Here is a 14,084-nt window from a genome sequence, read left to right as displayed (position 1 = left end):
GCCGAGATGAAGGAGAACCTGCGTGTTGCGGGTCTTGCCGGGGTCGACGCTCACGACGGTGCGCGCGCGGTGCAAGCGTGGCTATGGATGCAGTGGGCGCTGTTCGCCTTCAGTCTGCTTGCCATTCCGGCGTTCTATTTCGAACTGGCCGCCGCATCCGGGCTTCATCCGGCGGGGCGTGCGCTGTATGCCTGCATGTTCACTGGATTCGGGACGGTCCTTGCCCGCGTTGCCTGTCTGAGCCACAAACCGCAACGGTTTCTGGCGCGCAATGGCTACGATGTGCTGATTACGGCGGGCGGGGTAGCCAGTGTGGCGTGGGGGATATCGCCGTGGTCGTCGCTCGAATGGGTGTTGCGCATCCTGTTTGTGGGGCTCGTTGCGGTGCGTATCGTCGTGTCGCTGCGCAGTTTCTTCTCGCCCGGGCGGCTGTTGCTGCTGCTTGTGACAGCTGCACTGCTGGTCGCGTTGGCGGGAGCGGGGTTTTACTGGCTCGAACCGGGCGTGCACACATACGCTGAGGGTGTCTGGCTTGCGTTCGAAAGCAGCGCGACAGTCGGTTATGGCGACATGGCGCCGACCACACCCGCATCGCGAGTTCTTGCCGCCTTTGTGGTGCTGCTCGGCTACGGGCTGCTGTCGCTGGTGTTTGCCAGCATCGCCGCAATTTTCGTCGAACAGGAAGAGCGGATCCTGCGCCGCGAAATGCATCGCGACATCAAGGCACTACGCGGTGAGATCGCCGCGCTGAGGAAAGACGTCCAGGCGCGCGGCTCCGAAGCAGGCGCTGCTGGCGCTCCGGTCGAGACGGTCAAACTGGCGGGCTCTCATTCGGACGAATCGCACTGAGCGGGACGCGTGCGGCGATTCGGAAACCCTTGCCGGGTGCGCTATCGATCGTCAGGACGCCGCGCAGTTGGCGCACCCGCTCCCGCATGCCGAGCAAGCCTAACGAGCCGCGGTTGCCCGCGTCTTCAACCACGGTGCCGTGGCCATTGTCTTCGACGTGAATCGTGCAGGTGTTAGCGTCGCTCGATATCTCGATCACCGCTTCGCTTGCCTGCGCGTGCCGGGCCACGTTCGTCAGCGCTTCCTGCACGATGCGGAAAAGAGTAGTGGCAGCGAATGATGTGACGCCTGTATCGTCGATGCCAACGTGCAGCCTGGCGGCCACTTTGAAGCGGTGCGTAAAATCGTCTACCAGCCACTCGAGCGCCGCGCATAGACCGAGATCGTCCAGCAGGGGTGGCCGCAAATTAGCCGCGATGCGGCGAAGCGAGGCCATCATGCTGTCGATCTGGCCTTGCAGGTCATGTGTGGCGGCAAGCCCCGCGGGGGCCTTGCTGCTCGTCGCGAGCCACGGCTCCAGTGCGGCGACGCCCATCTTGAGCGCGGTGAGCTGCTGGCCGAGATCGTCATGCAACTCGCGGGCAATGTGCCTTTGCTCGTCTTCGCGCGCGAGCTGCATCTGCGTAGACAACTCGATTGCGTGCTCGAGTTCGGTGAGCCGCATGCGCTCAGTCATGTCGCGGGTTACCTTGGCAAAACCGAGCAAGGCACCGGACGAATCGTGCACCGCCGTGATCGTCACGTCCGCCCAGAAACGGGAGCCGTCACGCCGTACGCGCCAGCCCTGGTCTTCCACCCGGCCCTGAGCGGTCGCAAGCGCCAGTTCGCGACCCGGCTTGTCGGTAGCGATGTCTTCCGGCGTATAGAAGACCGAAAAATGTCGGCCGATGATTTCGTCGGGAGCATAGCCCTTGATCTTGCGCGCGCCGCCGTTCCAGCTTGCGACACGTCCTGTCGGATCGAGGATGAAGATCGCGTAGTCCTGCACCGCGTCGATCAGCAATTGATAGCGGTCTTCCAACGGTACGTCGGAATCGTTCGCCGCTCCTGCACTACGCTTTGCATCGTTCCAGTTGAAAATCACCTGTATCTCCGACTAAGGGCGTGAAACGCGAACGATCGGTTCAATGCAGGGTAAAGCAGAGGGATACTAGTTTACGCCCAATGATGCAGCGTCTGCCGCCTTTGTTCAGCACGTTTGACTCTGGTGAACATCCCCGCGAACACGTGGCGGCGCGGCCCACGGACAGCGCATGGCGCCCCCGTTCGTGGCAAGCAAGGTAGCGATTGACACAGGTCAACCAGATTCCGGCCGCCGCGTCTACATTGGACGCACCGCTGCTGCACCTCGTTCGCCTCAGCCTCTCACTTCGCCCATGAGGACCGCTTCATCTCGTCAGGATCAGTCATGACAGGCAAGCGCGTCACACCCTTCAACCTGTACCGCGCGAACCTTACGTTCGCGCTGCAAATGCTGGGTTTCAGCCTCGAAGCCCGGCAGCAGGCCTGCGATTTCGAGATGCAGCGCATCCGGCGCGATGTGGCGGCGGTGCACGGCATGCGCAATGCGGCCTCGGCCGCTCACGACCTGAGCAAACTTACGGCCTCTTGCGGTACTGCGGCGCGTGACTATATGGCGACGACCACCAACCTGTGGCAGCAAGGGGTGAGCTCCGCCATGCGGCTGCAAAGCGCATACAGCCAAGGCCTGCGCGAAGCGTTGGCGACGTGGCAGTCGGCCTGGAGCGATCAATGGCCGATGCATGCCCCGAACAGTCCGGCCGTGCTGCTGTGGCAGGAGTGGCTGCAGCGCATTCAACACACGGCGGCGCAGACTCCTTACGGGCCAACGGGCGGCGACGACGCCAGCCAGGATATTCCGGACGGTTCGGCGTATTCGGGCAGGTCGCCACCCTCCGGCGGCCGTGCCCAGCAAGGGGAGCATCATGTCGGCTAAGCGCGTTGCTTTCGTCACCGGCGGCATGGGAGGATTGGGCGCCGCGATCAGCCGGCGCCTTCACGATGCGGGCGTGGTGATTGCCATGTCGCATTCCGAGCGCAACGATCACGTTGCCACCTGGCTCACGTATGAACGCGATGCCGGTCGGCATTTCGTCGCGTATGAGACCGACGTATCCAGCTTCGATTCCTGCGCGCATTGCGCCGAGCGTGTGCTGGCCGAGTTCGGTACGGTGGACATTCTGGTGAACAACGCAGGCATCACCCGCGACTCGACCTTCGCAAAGATGAGCAAGGAAGATTGGGACAGGGTGTTGCGCACCGATCTGGATTCCATGTTCAACATGAGCAAGCCGCTGCTTGGCGGGATGCTCCGGCAGCAGTTTGGGCGGATCGTCAATATCAGTTCGGTGAACGGCGCGCGCGGCGCTTTCGGGCAGACCAATTACGCGGCGGCGAAGGCAGGCATTCACGGCTTCACGATGTCGCTCGCGCTGGAGGTGGCCAGACACGGCGTGACCGTCAACACGGTGTCGCCTGGCTACCTGGCCACGGCGATGACCGCGGCCGTCCCGAAGGAGGTGATGGAAACGAAAATCCTGCCGCAGATTCCGGTGGGCCGTCTAGGCCAACCAGACGAGGTGGCAGCCCTCGTGGCCTTTCTCTGCTCCGACGATGCCGGTTTCGTCACCGGCGCGGATTTCGCCATCAACGGCGGCATGCACATGCGATGAAAAACGACAATCTTGCGAGCGTCACACAACTTCCGGGCAAGGAAGCGGCCTTGCGCGCCCGCACGCTGCGCGATCGGCGGACGAATGCCCACCACCGGGCGCGGATGGCGCGTACGAACTGCGGCAAGCTGCCCGGCCAGTGCGTGCGTCTATTTCTGCAAGACCGAGTTCGCCGCGCGCATGCAACGCTGTGAACACCTCCTGCTCATCGAAGCGCCGCATCCGGACAGCCTGGTCGGTCACGCGGCCCGCTCCCTGGATGCGATACCCGCGTCCCTTGCAGGCAATTGCTACGACGCCGCAATAAAGCTCACGCGCGAGCCTCCGGTTCAGTCTGAACTCGTCGTCGCATGCGCGTTCGCGCACCTTGGCGTGGGTGAAGTCCACAAACCCGGGATCAACGCGCTTTTTCAGTTTGTACGCGTACGGCCCGCCAGGTATACCACCGAGAGGTGTGTTTCGATACGGCGGATCCGCCCCGCCGGGTGGCGGTACGTACACGGCCGCTGCATGGCTCGATCGAGCGCTCGCCAGCCGCGCTGCGCGAGCCGTTCGCGTTGCCGTGGGTGAGTGGGCAAATGTTGCCCCGGTGAAAGGTGAGTGGCCATGGTCGTCTCGTCTCCGTCAGGCAATCCTGGCCTCAGGATAGAGGTCGACCGCCGGGGCGACTTGACCGAAATCATATTTTCGACCACGTCGGTCTGCAATGCGGCGAGTTTGATACATGTCAACCGGCGCCTCGCATGCGAGCCTAAAGTCAGTGATACAGCGTGCTCGATGCAACCAGCAAATGCCATGCATCCGGACACACTGGGGTACGCCGGTCACGGCCTGGACCTTCTGCGTGAAGCAGGGTAGGACGAGACGTGCTACGCGAGTTTGTATCCGTAATGTCATTGACTATGTCAGGAGCAGGACCATGAGCAACTTGACCCGGTTTGATCCGTTTCCGCTTGAACCCATGTCGGAACTCTTCCAGGGATTGTTCCGGCCGCTACGCGGCGCGGCCGGCGAAGCACCGCTCGCCGACATCAAGGTTGACGTGACGGAAAGCGACAGCGGCTACACCGTGAAGGCTGAGCTGCCGGGCGTCGAAAAGAACGACATCGACGTGAAGATCGACGGCAACCTCGTTTCGATCAGCGCAAAAGTCGAACGGAATCAGGAAATGAAAGAAGGCGAGCGGGTGATTCGTCGCGAGCGATATTCGGGTTCCGTGAGCCGCGCATTTTCCCTGGCGAGCGAAGTCGATGAGAGCGCCGCGACAGCGGAGTATAAAGACGGGGTGCTCTCGCTGACGCTACCGAAGAAGGCGGCATCCGAACGCAAGCGCCTGCAGATCAACTGAGCTGACGTTGCGCAGGGCGCGGCAAGCTCGCGCGCCGCATGACGCCGACAGGCTTGATGTCAATGAGGAGCACGCAATGAAGTCGGACATGGAATTGAAACGGCAGGTCGAAGAAGAACTGGAATGGGATCCGGCTATCAACGCCACGGACATCGGTGTCGAAGTGCGTGAGCGTGTCGTGACGCTATCGGGCCATCCGGCGAATTACGCTGAAAAACTCGCGGCGGAAAAAGCCGCGCAGCGTGTCGCCGGGGTCAAGGCCGTGGTCGTGGAAATGGATGTTCGCCTGCTGGATAAGGACGTGCGGACCGACGAGGAAATCGCCAACGCCGTTCGCACGATCATGCACTGGACGGTCGGGTTGAGCGAAGAGGCGGTCAAGGTGCAGGTGGAGAAAGGTTGGGTGACGTTGCGCGGCGAGGTTGACAGGGCGTATCAGAGCCACGTCGCGACGCGCACGATCTCACACATGCGAAGCGTGAGAGGCGTGTCGAATTTGATTTCGATTGGCGGGGACACGGCCGCTCACGAAATTGACGAACAGATCGGCAAGGCGCTGCAACGTCACGCCGAACGCGAGGCGAAGCACATTGGCGTCAAGGTGCATGAAGGAACCGTCACGCTGACGGGCATCGTCGGCTCGATGGCGGAGCGCTCCGCTGTGCGCGGCGTGGCATGGTCGGCGCCCGGTGTTCACGCGGTCGTCGACAATCTGATCGTCGTGTAGACACGCCTGCTCGCGACGGGAGCGCCGGCGCCGCGAATGCGGCGCTCGCCGCACGCGGCTCATTGACGAAGCATCAACAAGGAGCGACCCATGACGATTTCGGGCAATGTGAGCGACGATGACTGGTCGGTCATCGCAACCACCCATCCCACACACGGCGGCTTCGACTGTTCGATCCAGCTGAGCCATCACACGCCCGAGGGAATCTTCAAGCACGAGTTCATGCACAGCAGTATTTTTCCCACTGAGCGCGAGGCGATACTGGCGGGTCTGCGCGAGGGGATGGACTGGGTGCGGCTCAAGATGGCAAATACGATGTCGATCCAGCCGCTCGACGAATGACCTGTTGAGCCGAAGTGATATCTGCGCGGCGCGCTCCACCCCTCCTGAGCTCCGTTTTCTGATCCACTCGCGGGCCCCTCCAGAGTTCCTTTCGCGGTCCGCCCCCGGAAAGGATCCGATCCGTCTTCTGCACGGTACATGTAGGAAGGACAAGGACGCGAGCCGCGCAGTCGCTCGCGTCTTTTCTTTTGTTTGTCAAGTTCCGCTCAATCGAGCTTCAGCACGATGCGCCCATCGACGTGTCCGTTCTTCAATTCGGCTAAGACATGATTGATGTTGTCCAGACGATCGAGATGGATCCGCGCGCGAACGCGGCCTTGCGCGGCGAATTCGAGTGATTCCTGCAAGTCCTTGCGTGTACCGACAATGGAACCTCGCACGGTAATGCCGTTGAGCACGGTCGAGAAGATCGGCAGAGGGAAGTCGCCCGGCGGCAATCCGTTTAGCGAGATGGTGCCGCCACGACGCACCATGCCGAGCGCCTGGGCAAAAGCGCTGCGCGATACGGCGGTGACGAGTACACCGTGCGTTCCGCCGACTTCCTTCTGGATCGCGGCCGCGGGGTCGCATTGCGAAGCGTCGAACGTCAGCTCTGCGCCGAGCTCGCGGGCAAGAGCAAGCTTCTCAGCGGAGATGTCGACCGCTACCACACGCAGGCCCATTGCAATCGCGTATTGAACCGCGACGTGACCCAGGCCGCCGATTCCTGAGATCGTGATCCATTGGCCAGGCCGCGTGTCCGTCATGCGAATGCCTTTGTATACGGTCACGCCGGCGCAGAGGATCGGTGCGATATCCTCGAACGCAACGGACGAAGGCAGGTGGCCGACGTAGTTCGGATCGGCCAGAACGTACTCGGCGTAAGCACCGTTGACCGAGTAGCCCGTATTCTGCTGTTCATGGCACAGCGTCTCCCATCCTCCGAGGCAATGCTCGCAATGACCGCAGGCGGTATACAGCCACGGCACGCCGACGCGATCGCCTTCCTTGACGTGAGTGACGCCTTCGCCTACGGCAGCGACATAGCCGACACCTTCGTGGCCGGGAATGAAGGGCAGTGTGGGCCTGACCGGCCAGTCGCCGTCAGCCGCGTGCAGATCCGTGTGACACACGCCGGACGCCTTGATGTTGACGAGAATCTGTCCGCGTCCCGGCGTCGGGACGGGGACCTCTTCGATACGCAGCGGAGCGCCGAATTCGTGAACGACAGCAGCTTTCATCAGTTGGGCCATGACCTTTCTCCGGACAATGATTGTGTGGCGACCAGTATCTCCTTCGCGGACACCGCGTCATTGATCTAGGTCATCCAGCACCGACGCGCTTTTTTTCAAATCAGGCTGCAGTCGGGGTTATGGCTTTGCCGGACCTCAGTCGAGCCACTGCTCGCGCGTCGCACGCATTCCGTGCAATAACAGGGTCGCGGCATCGCGCATGCCGCCGACACGCGCGAAGTGAGCGATGCTGCTTGGCGCACCCGCGATGCCGAACACGAGGCCGAACACGTCCGCCGCCGCGCCGATAGCCCGTCCACGCACGTGAGGCGTCTGCTCGATCCGGCCGAAGAGAGCGCCGCGCGCGCAAGACTATCGAAGACCGGATCCCGCTCCAACTGCGAGTCGAGCTTTACCGCACCGCTGCAACTACGCACAGAACCTTCGTGGCGAGACGTGCTTCTACGAAGGGTTGGTCGATTTCCATTGCGGTCGGGAAGTTGACCGGTATGCGGACTATTCGACAGCGGACGGCCGATGCCGGTTTGATTTGAGTCAAGCGGCCCGGCGTGGTCATAGTTGATAAATCGACCGCGTGCGCGCAACGGCCTTCAAGATGATCCATGTCAAATGAGTGCCTGCCCTGCGGGCTTAGTCTCAAATCTCACGAGGACTTGTCGACGCTCGGATATTGACGGCCGAGAGAAGCCGGTCCCACGAATTGAAGGATCCAACTGTTCAGGAGGCTTACCATGCGCGCATCCGATGTCATGACCAGCAATGTTATATCAGTCACTCCTGATATGACCGTCCGGGAGGTCGCCCGAATCTTTGTCGACAATGGCATTAGCGGCGCGCCCGTCCTGGACCCGGACGGCCATGTCGCCGGCATGATCAGCGAAGGCGATCTGCTTCGCCGCAGCGAAATCGGCACTGAGGAGCGCCCGCGAACCTCGTGGCTCGATCTATGGTCCGCGAGCCATGAAGCACGGGATTACATCAAAACCCATGCGGTGAAAGTGCGCGATGTGATGACCACCGACGTCGTGACCGTTGAGCCCGACACGTCACTCGGCGAAGTGGCCGGCATGCTTGAAACACGGCGCATCAAACGCGTGCCTGTAACGAACGCGGGGCGCCTCGTGGGCATCGTGAGCCGCGCCAATCTCGTGCAGGCGCTCGCGAGCGTGCCTGACGAGCCGTCAACCGATGTGACGCTTTCGGACGCCGAGATCCGCGCGATGTTGATGGGTGAACTGGCGGGTCGCAAGTGGAGCTTCGCCGGACGCAATCTCGTCGTCACCAACGGCGTCGTGCATCTGTGGGGCGTGTTTCATTCGGTGGAAGCCGTCGAAGCGGTTCGTGTGGCGGCGCAAAACATCCCCGGCGTCAAGCGTGTGGAAGATCACACCGAGCCGTATCAAATGATGCCGGGCATCTAGCAGACCCGCGGCCGGCACGGTTCGACCGCCACCATGGGAGGCATGATGGGCCTGATCATTCCGGTCGACGACATCTTCGGCGTCTGCGATGCCCGCAGCCGCAACGGCGGCCGTTGAACGCGAGAAGGGACGGCCGGACACGCAGCCAACGCGGCCGATGCATACGGAGTAGCGGCCGGCGATCAGCGTCAACCTTGCAAGGATTGACCGGGCCGCCCGCTCGGGCTCGTGGCTGGATCTGCGGGGCCGCCGTTCCGGCTGGAGTTCGCGCGTTTGCCGGGCCGTTCTTGCGGACAGTTGATGAAAATCAGTTGCTCGGCCCAGGCCAACGCTATCTTTTGACTATCCATCCACGGTTGCGGGAAGAGCAGGGCCCCACGCTGGCATCCGAAGTCGCGGGTTTGCAGGAGCGCATTCCGCTGACTGTCTATTGGGTCATTGTGAGTGGAGGCGAGCATCAGTCGTTGAGCTTGATCAAGCATTGGTCCGGCGTGAGTTACGGGTTTCGCTCGTTCGCAATGCGATTGCTTGATTCAGGTCAGGCGGTCGGCATCGTTCGCGCCGATGATCGAGTTACCTGTAGCGATGAGCAGTATCAGGACGTCAAGCAGGTTTCCTGCTACGTCAACGAGGAGCGATTCATGTATCAGAAGATCGTCGTGGCCCTGGATGGCAGCGAGTCGTCCCGATGGGCGCTGTATGAAGCGCTCGAATTTGCTCAGCTCACGCAGGCCCGGCTTCACGCCGTTTATATCGTCCATCCGTGGTGCCTGTCCCGATACTCGGGTTATTTCGACCCTGAGCAGCTTCGTCAAGTGCTTCGTGAAGACGGCCGCGTTGCTCTCGATGAGGCGCGTCGGGCAATGGCCGAACGTGGGGTGCCCGGCGATACCGAGATCGAGGAGACAGGGGATGCAGCGGACGATATCCCTCATTGCCTTGCCCGTTGCGTGCAACGCCAGGGAGCGGGCCTCATGGTGATGGGCACGCAAGGCCGGCATGGAATAGGGCGGTTTTTGCTGGGCAGCGTTGCGGAAGCGTTCTTGCGACGCGCGGACGTTCCGGTGCTTCTGGTCAGGTCGCCGCAGGATCAGGACGAGATACCGTCGGGGCTGTAAGCTGCCGTCACCGCCACGTCACTGCGCCGGGCGTTCGGTCGAGCTAAATCCTACGGTCCGCGCGAGGATCGGCAGTTCGTCTTCGTTGAGCGACAGCGTGTCCGCGAGCAGCCGCGCGTTGATCCAGCCACGAATCACGCTGGCCGGCCCTGCCGACGCGCAATAGAGGGAGACGTTCCGCGCAATGGCTCCGTCCGTCACAGCGGAAAACCGCTCGCGCCAGATTCAGCCGGACTATTTCACACGTCGGTGCGCTGAGCGGGGCAGCGATCTGCTGTTCGCTCGCAGCATTCGGCAGTTTGTCGGCGAGGGGGACAATGAACCAGTCGCGACCGATCGGGAGAAACAGGCCCTGAACGAAGCGCTCACCATTGCCTGAACTTGCGCAGGCGCGGCCCCCGCGCGGTCGATATTGTCCCTCCATGGCGTGCGTGAAGCGCGCGTCGAACGTCGAGGCGGCTGCGGCTTTGCTGGTCTATCCGGATGGTATAAAGTCAATCCGTAGCCACCGTGCGATGGATGCGCATTGCCGTCCCGTTCCTCATGGGCCTGCCGCCAGTATGAAATACAAAAACTATTACGAGACCCTGGGTCTCGAGCGCAGCGCGTCTCAGGATGAGGTCAAACGCTCATATCGGAAACTCGCGCGCAAGTACCACCCGGACGTCAGCAAGCACGCCGACGCCGAAGATCGTTTCAAGGAACTGGGCGAAGCCTACGAGGTGCTCAAGGACCCGGAGAAGCGCGCAGCCTACGACCGCATGGGCAGCGAATGGCGCAACGGCCAGGAGTTCCAGCCGCCGCCGAATTGGGACGAGGGTTTCGAATTCAGCGGCGCGGGCAACGAGGCCGGCGGACAAGCCGATTTCCACGATACCTTCGAGAAGATGTTCGGCGGCGCGCATCCGCGGCAGCGGCGTTTCGACGTGCGTGGCGAAGACCATCACGCGAAGGTCCTGATCGATCTTGAAGACGCGTATCACGGCGCCCAGCGCTCGATTTCGCTGCAAGTGCCGGTGATCGATGCGCAAGGCCACGTTTCGCTAGAAACGCGTACCCTCAATGTAGCGATTCCCAAGGGAATCCGCGTGGGCCAGCACCTGCGGCTGAGCGGTCAGGGGGCCGCAGGCGCTACACCCGGAACCGCCGGCGACCTCTACCTGGAAATCGCCTTTCGGGAACACCCGCGCTTTCGCGTGGACGGGCGCGATGTGTCGCTCGACTTGCCGGTGGCACCGTGGGAGGCGGCCCTCGGCGCGCAGGTTAACGTGCCGACGCCTGACGGTTCGGTCGAGATGACGGTGCCGTCGGGTTCTTCCGGCGGCAGACGCTTGCGGCTCAAAGGCAAGGGCATTCCAGGCAACCCGCCTGGCGATCTGTATGTGATTCTGAACATCGTGCTGCCGCCGGCGGATAGCGACACTGCGAAGGCCGCTTACGATGCGATGCGGCAGGCGTTCAACTTCAATCCTCGCGCGCACTTCTATCGGTGATCATCTTGAAAGAGACGAGTACAACGACCTATTTGCAAGGGCAGATTGTCGATGAGAATGTCGAGTTCACTTTGGTTGAATTGAGCCGGGTGAGCGGGGCATCGGAGGAGGAACTGACGCTCTGGGTGTCTGAAGGTGTGTTTGAGCCAAGGGGCGAGCGGCCGCAGGAGTGGCGCTTCAGCGGCGCGGCGCTGCGACGCGTGCGGACCGCGCAGCGGCTGGCACACGACTTTCAGATCAACCCTCCCGGCGTCGCGCTAGCCCTCGATCTGCTCGACGAGATCGACGCATTGCGCGCGCGTGTGAAGCGTCCTCGTGGAAGCTAGGCGAGCCCGCGCGCGAGTTCCTGCTGCACCGCTGTCACGCGATCTGTGGTGATTCCGGTAGCGCTGGATTGCATACAGCGTCCGCAGATCAGGGCGCGGTCTCTGCGGCAGAAAGCACCGGCAGATTGGCCTGCAAGGCCTGAGCCATGGAGAGCGAAAGCCGGTGCCGGTTGAGATCGCTGGGTCTGCCGGTAACGTCGTCATACGTGCTGTCATCCAGCCGTGTGGTGTCATCGTCCGAATAGTCGCTGGTGTCTGCAATGCGAAGACTGACAACGGTTTCGCCCGGCTCTTCGCCATCCCCCGGCAGGCACAGGTGAATCCGCGCGAAGAGATCGCTCAATGCCTTATATGCGATGCCATTGAGTGCGAATCCCGGTTCCTCGTTGGGCATCTCGAGCGCAAGTGCGAGGGCCCGCACGGCGGCATCAAGCGTCGCCGCGCGGTGCAGCAGATATACAACTTCTCCGGTGTGAGACATGGAGGGCTCCATCTGAAATCGGTGAACATATTAGCGAGGCTGACCGACGATATCGTTCAGAATCGCTGCGGCGGCCAATGTCACAGGCATCGCCGCAAACGGCAGTGTGAGAATGAATCCCGGCTATTTGAATCCGACTGCGCCCGTGAGCCCGCCAACGAAGCGCCGGGATGCCGGGCGAGAGCAGGGTATGAAAGTGGCTCGATGAGCGGATGGCCTCTCTTTTGCGGGAGAAGATGACCGCTACCGGGCCTATCACGGATGACGCTCGCATTCGAGGTGCCAGTCAACGCCAAGAGGAGCGCCTGCATGAAGGCGCAATCGCAGGTATTCAGAGTCGAACCGACAAACCGGCCGCCCGTGCTGATCACGCCGCTCCGACCGATCAGGATACCTTGCGGATTAATCAGATAGACACTGCCGGAGGCCGACAGTGTGCCAAGAATGGCCGACGGATTTCCGCCTGTGACGCGGTTCAACGTCGCTCCAGTGCCATTGTCGAACCTCACCCGATTGCCGTTGCCGATCGAAAAGCTGTTCCAGTCGATGGCGCCGCGCGAGGACCCGGGTTGACTGATCGCGAGAACGGTCTCGTTGCCGCTGATCGAGCCAGCGCCAGCGACGAAGTGGCCGCCGGTCGGCAGCGGGCCGCCTGCGTGAGCTAGCGAAATGCATGCCTAGTCTACGCCCAGCAACAGACACAACGTAAGTGCCAGGGGGCGCAGGTGCAACATCGTGGAATTGACGTGTGACGGGCGCTCATTAGTGGATCTCGATGCGCCGATCGGTGAAACCGTTGGAAAGTGGGACTGCCTTGACGTAAGACGTGCCATGACGCCGCCGATCAGTGAAGCTTAGAACGCACCGGTCGCGGTGCGCGGGTCGCGTGCGGCAATGCGCAGCGCAGATGCTGCTGGGACCGAACAAACCATGCGCGCAGGTGACAGAATTGGACGTTTTAAGAACCTGGCGCGTCCCACGCAGCAGGCGCTGCGCCGCGGAAAGCAGCGGGATCGCCGAAGCCCCGCCGGTGAAGGGGGCCGCGGGGATCGTGTCGCCCTTATAAAAGCCGCTCAATATTGAAGCACGCTTACAAGTTGGCCAGAACCGCATCCCGTGGACGATCCTCACCTGTGATCTCGGTTCCGGGCCGAAGGCGCAGCACGTGCTTCGTATACTCGCGGCGGTCGTCCTGACGCACCCGCGTCTGGCGGGGCGCAGTGATCTGCGCGGCCGACGTCTCGCCGCTGGTCAACGCTATATAAGAACTGTGGTCCCTTCGCCAGCCATCGATAGAGTGGTCTGATGACAGAAGGCTCATATTTCATGAATAAAATGTTCTTTCGAACATAGAATGTTCGTTTTTGGCGATGCGCGTTCCGACGTCCCCGGGGGCGGGCGGTATAAATCTTCACGCCGGCTGCGCGGACGATGCTCCCTGGGGCAGGTCCGCGGGCGGCAGCCCTGGTTACAATCGCGCCACTTTTTCACCCGGGTCTTGTCGAATGTAACCAGAAGTAACCCGCCGACGGCCTCTGCGACGTTGTGCATCAGTTATTACAAACTTGAAATACGCGGAAGGACGCCTTGCGCTATATTTCGCTCCGAGAAAACATTCTTCCAAGGGTGATTAATGAAGTCCGCTCGTCTTGTTCCGCTTCTGATCGGGGTTCTGACATTGGGTGCCTCGGGTGCTGCAATGGCCGGTGGTTTGAACATCGGCGTCAATATTGGCATTCCCGCACCGGTCTACGTTGCGCCGGCTCCGGTGTACGCACCGCCGCCGCCGCCTCCGCCGCCCGTCATTTATCAGCCGGCGCCCGTGTACTACGGTGGTCCGGCAATCGTGGTCGGCTGGCATGGCGACCGCTACTGGGACGGCCATCGCTACTGGGCGCGTGACGACTGGTATCGCCATCATCCTCCGGGCCGGGGCAACTATGCTCACGACCACTACGACAATCATCGCGGCTGGCACTAAGCCATAGAGCGGGTAGCGGGCGATGCGGCGCGATCACGGTCGCGTCGCAGATTAAAAAACCGCCCACAGGAGC

At 62.0% G+C, this 14,084-nt stretch carries 17 protein-coding genes and 1 pseudogene; 12 read left to right on the top strand and 6 right to left on the bottom strand.

Translation table 11 applies throughout. The features are described from left to right. Positions 1-6 precede the first annotated feature (6 nt). Positions 7-849, top strand: a complete 843-nt coding sequence (locus PQR02_RS31475; RefSeq protein ID WP_408240930.1) for a potassium channel family protein — start codon at positions 7-9, stop codon at positions 847-849. Here PQR02_RS31475 and PQR02_RS31470 read toward each other — a convergent pair. Next, positions 812-1,933: a PAS domain-containing sensor histidine kinase gene (locus PQR02_RS31470; RefSeq protein WP_408240927.1), complete on the bottom strand. Its 1,122-nt coding sequence runs from the start codon at positions 1,931-1,933 to the stop codon at positions 812-814. The two genes, PQR02_RS31475 and PQR02_RS31470, sit on opposite strands and share 38 nt — an antisense overlap. Positions 1,934-2,257: 324 nt before the next feature. Between PQR02_RS31470 and PQR02_RS31465 the strand changes: the two genes are divergently transcribed. The 5 genes from PQR02_RS31465 (at position 2,258) to PQR02_RS31445 (ending at position 5,959) form a co-directional block, all read left to right on the top strand. After that, a complete protein-coding gene (locus PQR02_RS31465) occupies positions 2,258-2,806 on the top strand; it encodes a hypothetical protein (protein ID WP_408240924.1) in 549 nt (182 codons plus the stop codon). Further along, on the top strand, positions 2,796-3,542 hold the full coding sequence (locus tag PQR02_RS31460; protein WP_408240921.1) for a beta-ketoacyl-ACP reductase: 747 nt from the start codon (positions 2,796-2,798) through the stop codon (positions 3,540-3,542). The genes PQR02_RS31465 and PQR02_RS31460 overlap by 11 nt, the downstream gene beginning before the upstream one ends. Before the next feature lie 919 nt (positions 3,543-4,461). After that, positions 4,462-4,890 carry an Hsp20/alpha crystallin family protein gene (locus PQR02_RS31455; RefSeq protein WP_408240918.1) on the top strand — a complete coding sequence of 143 codons (429 nt, stop codon included), beginning with the start codon at positions 4,462-4,464 and terminating at the stop codon, positions 4,888-4,890. A gap of 76 nt (positions 4,891-4,966) precedes the next feature. Next, the gene (locus PQR02_RS31450; protein WP_408240915.1) at positions 4,967-5,617 is read left to right on the top strand and encodes a BON domain-containing protein; all 651 of its coding nucleotides are present in this window, start codon (positions 4,967-4,969) and stop codon (positions 5,615-5,617) included. A gap of 90 nt (positions 5,618-5,707) precedes the next feature. Next, positions 5,708-5,959, top strand: a complete 252-nt coding sequence (locus PQR02_RS31445; protein WP_408240912.1) for a UDP-glucose 4-epimerase — start codon at positions 5,708-5,710, stop codon at positions 5,957-5,959. A 206-nt stretch (positions 5,960-6,165) separates the two neighbouring features. Here the strand turns inward: PQR02_RS31445 and adhP are convergent, their stop codons facing one another. Next, positions 6,166-7,191 (bottom strand): alcohol dehydrogenase AdhP, encoded by a 1,026-nt coding sequence (adhP, locus tag PQR02_RS31440; RefSeq protein ID WP_408240909.1) that lies wholly within the window; start codon positions 7,189-7,191, stop codon positions 6,166-6,168. A 135-nt stretch (positions 7,192-7,326) separates the two neighbouring features. Beyond that, a complete protein-coding gene (locus PQR02_RS31435) occupies positions 7,327-7,494 on the bottom strand; it encodes a hypothetical protein (protein ID WP_408240906.1) in 168 nt (55 codons plus the stop codon). 428 nt (positions 7,495-7,922) lie between these two features. On the opposite strand from PQR02_RS31435, the gene PQR02_RS31430 reads away from it, so the two are divergent. After that, positions 7,923-8,612 carry a CBS domain-containing protein gene (locus PQR02_RS31430; protein WP_408240903.1) on the top strand — a complete coding sequence of 230 codons (690 nt, stop codon included), beginning with the start codon at positions 7,923-7,925 and terminating at the stop codon, positions 8,610-8,612. A 194-nt stretch (positions 8,613-8,806) separates the two neighbouring features. Beyond that, positions 8,807-9,730 carry a universal stress protein gene (locus PQR02_RS31425; protein ID WP_408240900.1) on the top strand — a complete coding sequence of 308 codons (924 nt, stop codon included), beginning with the start codon at positions 8,807-8,809 and terminating at the stop codon, positions 9,728-9,730. A gap of 18 nt (positions 9,731-9,748) precedes the next feature. Here PQR02_RS31425 and PQR02_RS31420 read toward each other — a convergent pair. After that, positions 9,749-9,949 (bottom strand): annotated as a pseudogene (locus PQR02_RS31420) (SagB/ThcOx family dehydrogenase); the annotation flags it as partial. Between PQR02_RS31420 and PQR02_RS31415 the strand changes: the two are divergent. The 3 genes from PQR02_RS31415 (at position 9,915) to PQR02_RS31405 (ending at position 11,549) form a co-directional block, all read left to right on the top strand. Continuing rightward, complete coding sequence (locus PQR02_RS31415; RefSeq protein ID WP_408240897.1) at positions 9,915-10,109, top strand: hypothetical protein; 195 nt, start codon at positions 9,915-9,917, stop codon at positions 10,107-10,109. The pseudogene PQR02_RS31420 and the gene PQR02_RS31415 sit on opposite strands and share 35 nt — an antisense overlap. A 181-nt stretch (positions 10,110-10,290) precedes the next feature. Further along, positions 10,291-11,223, top strand: coding sequence for a DnaJ C-terminal domain-containing protein (locus tag PQR02_RS31410; RefSeq protein WP_408240894.1), 933 nt, complete (start codon positions 10,291-10,293; stop codon positions 11,221-11,223). Further along, entirely contained in the window at positions 11,220-11,549 is a 330-nt protein-coding gene (locus PQR02_RS31405; RefSeq protein ID WP_408240891.1) for a chaperone modulator CbpM, read from the top strand. Before PQR02_RS31410 ends, PQR02_RS31405 begins: the two co-directional genes overlap by 4 nt. Positions 11,550-11,637: 88 nt before the next feature. Here PQR02_RS31405 and PQR02_RS31400 read toward each other — a convergent pair whose 3' ends face one another. Then, positions 11,638-12,030, bottom strand: a complete 393-nt coding sequence (locus PQR02_RS31400; RefSeq protein WP_408240888.1) for a hypothetical protein — start codon at positions 12,028-12,030, stop codon at positions 11,638-11,640. Between the two features lie 80 nt (positions 12,031-12,110). After that, the gene (locus tag PQR02_RS31395; protein WP_408240983.1) at positions 12,111-12,608 is read right to left on the bottom strand and encodes a two-partner secretion domain-containing protein; all 498 of its coding nucleotides are present in this window, start codon (positions 12,606-12,608) and stop codon (positions 12,111-12,113) included. Positions 12,609-13,663: 1,055 nt separating this feature from the next. Here PQR02_RS31395 and PQR02_RS31390 point away from each other — a divergent pair. Beyond that, a complete protein-coding gene (locus PQR02_RS31390; protein WP_408240885.1) occupies positions 13,664-14,011 on the top strand; it encodes a hypothetical protein in 348 nt (115 codons plus the stop codon). The last annotated feature ends 73 nt before the right edge of the window (positions 14,012-14,084 follow it).

The sequence above is a fragment of the Paraburkholderia sediminicola genome (assembly GCF_046026895.1).
In the GTDB taxonomy this organism is placed as follows: Bacteria; Pseudomonadota; Gammaproteobacteria; order Burkholderiales; family Burkholderiaceae; genus Paraburkholderia; species Paraburkholderia sediminicola_C.
Note: the sequence above shows the minus strand (reverse complement) of the source record. Positions and strands in the feature narration are given on the sequence as shown.

Excerpts from the sequence above, each read along its gene's own strand:
- PQR02_RS31455 (WP_408240918.1), top strand. The coding sequence starts at position 4,462 with ATGAGCAACTTGACCCGGTTTGATCCGTTTCCGCTTGAACCCATGTCG.
- PQR02_RS31465 (WP_408240924.1), top strand. The coding sequence starts at position 2,258 with ATGACAGGCAAGCGCGTCACACCCTTCAACCTGTACCGCGCGAACCTT.
- PQR02_RS31445 (WP_408240912.1), top strand. The coding sequence starts at position 5,708 with ATGACGATTTCGGGCAATGTGAGCGACGATGACTGGTCGGTCATCGCA.
- PQR02_RS31460 (WP_408240921.1), top strand. The coding sequence starts at position 2,796 with ATGTCGGCTAAGCGCGTTGCTTTCGTCACCGGCGGCATGGGAGGATTG.
- PQR02_RS31415 (WP_408240897.1), top strand. The coding sequence starts at position 9,915 with ATGGCTCCGTCCGTCACAGCGGAAAACCGCTCGCGCCAGATTCAGCCG.
- PQR02_RS31475 (WP_408240930.1), top strand. The coding sequence starts at position 7 with ATGAAGGAGAACCTGCGTGTTGCGGGTCTTGCCGGGGTCGACGCTCAC.
- PQR02_RS31430 (WP_408240903.1), top strand. The coding sequence starts at position 7,923 with ATGCGCGCATCCGATGTCATGACCAGCAATGTTATATCAGTCACTCCT.
- PQR02_RS31450 (WP_408240915.1), top strand. The coding sequence starts at position 4,967 with ATGAAGTCGGACATGGAATTGAAACGGCAGGTCGAAGAAGAACTGGAA.
- PQR02_RS31400 (WP_408240888.1), bottom strand. The coding sequence starts at position 12,030 with ATGTCTCACACCGGAGAAGTTGTATATCTGCTGCACCGCGCGGCGACG.
- PQR02_RS31390 (WP_408240885.1), top strand. The coding sequence starts at position 13,664 with ATGAAGTCCGCTCGTCTTGTTCCGCTTCTGATCGGGGTTCTGACATTG.
- adhP (WP_408240909.1), bottom strand. The coding sequence starts at position 7,191 with ATGGCCCAACTGATGAAAGCTGCTGTCGTTCACGAATTCGGCGCTCCG.
- PQR02_RS31410 (WP_408240894.1), top strand. The coding sequence starts at position 10,291 with ATGAAATACAAAAACTATTACGAGACCCTGGGTCTCGAGCGCAGCGCG.